Genomic DNA, 1513 nt, shown 5'->3' with positions numbered 1-1513 from the left:
AACCAAAGATGCTCGCCGAAAAATGCAGCGTTTATATCCAAATATAACCTAGCAAAATTGCCTTGGCAGACTACTAGGTTTTTAATAACTTTGTGTTGCCAAAGAGTCAGACCCTGAGTGTATTCCTGATTCATCGCTGGTACAACGATAAACTGATGGCTATTGGGGTCAAGGATATAGATTGTTGATAAATCTGTGGGGTCATACTTAATAGTGGCTTTTTCTCTTTCTCTCAAGCCACCTTGCCTTCTGTTGTCTTCTTTTTCATAATTTGAGCGTAGTCTAGCCAATTCAAAACTGTTGTAATAAAGCCCATAAAGCTCTACACCTCTTCTAGTAATAACTCGCTTTTCTATGGCTCCGACTAATACTCTTAAATCCTGGAGATTTAGAGGTAATGTGGGTGGATATTCAGCTATTCCTTTTGACCATATTTCGGCTCTAGGCGTACAAAATTGAGAATGATACTTCTGATTATGAATGTCTACAATAAAGATGTGAATCATCTCTTGTAGAGCTTCAAGAGAAACCACAGCATTCTTTTTTGGGTCATAATCATACTGATTTGCAAATTCCTAAAATAATGCCCCTGGTTGTCCCTGCAATAGCTGGGTATTATAACTACTAAACGTCCTTTCTACGCTACTTTTATACCAAGGCATATAAGGAGGTGTATATTGGATGCTTATCCCTAATTCTTGACAAGCATCTTGAAAGTGTTGGCTATAAAATTCTTTTCCATTATCAACGACAAGGATTTCCATTATTCCATAAGCATTCCAGTCTTTTGTGACCGAAGGAAATTTATTTTTTACATAATCTTTTGGGTGAATTGTATGGAGTAAACACTGCATAACAGAAAGCGAACTGAAAGGCTCAAAGCTCAGGTAATAGCCAACAATAACTCCTGAATATTTATCAACAGCACTGGTTAAAGAGGGTGTGCCAATGGGCATTCTTGTATCTGTATCAACAACAAAGAAAGGCAAAAGTGTATGGTCAATTTCAACTCTTTCTAAAGGACGAGAGGGTCGCGGTCCTTCTTGAACGGGGTCATACATTAAACCGGCAGTTCTCTTTCCATAACGACCAACTATTTTTTCAATCGTGTCTAATTGTTGAATTTGGCGGTAAATGGTGGAGCGATGAGGAATAGAGAGAGTGGCTTGCCTGTTTGATTTCCTTAAATTATTTTCTGCCAGAATCCGACAAATTACGACATCATAGATACTGGCAATATTAGGACGTTCAGGGGTTAGATATACTTCGTTAATAACTTCTTTTATTAATTGATATACTTCTGGGGCTATTTTGGGCTTAAAGTTACCTTTTGCTTGATGTTGAGGAATTAATGAGCGAATATTCCCACCACTATGGCGATATTCTTTTACCCATCGATAAAGAGTAATATATAGGAATCATATTTGATTTCTGAAAAGGACTGCGAGATAATACGGGTAGAAATATCTGTCTAATAACGAACAATGATAACCCAGCGTCTAGAAATGGCGAT

2 protein-coding genes are annotated in these 1513 nt (G+C 37.5%); both read right to left on the bottom strand.

Translation table 11 applies throughout. The annotated features are described in order from the left end of the window. Positions 1–533: Mu transposase C-terminal domain-containing protein (locus tag G1O98_RS38180; protein ID WP_175587037.1), on the bottom strand; the 533-nt coding region annotated here is incomplete at its 3' end. A 42-nt stretch (positions 534–575) separates the two neighbouring features. Further along, positions 576–1061: a DDE-type integrase/transposase/recombinase gene (locus tag G1O98_RS38175; RefSeq protein WP_163939642.1), complete on the bottom strand. Its 486-nt coding sequence runs from the start codon at positions 1059–1061 to the stop codon at positions 576–578. Positions 1062–1513 lie beyond the last annotated feature (452 nt).

This window comes from Nostoc sp. UIC 10630, assembly GCF_010747425.1.
GTDB lineage: Bacteria > Cyanobacteriota > Cyanobacteriia > Cyanobacteriales > Nostocaceae > Nostoc.
The sequence above is the reverse complement of the archived record's forward strand: the minus strand, read 5'-3'. Positions and strand labels throughout refer to the sequence as shown.

Excerpts from the sequence above, each read along its gene's own strand:
- G1O98_RS38175 (WP_163939642.1), bottom strand. The coding sequence starts at position 1,061 with ATGTATGACCCCGTTCAAGAAGGACCGCGACCCTCTCGTCCTTTAGAA.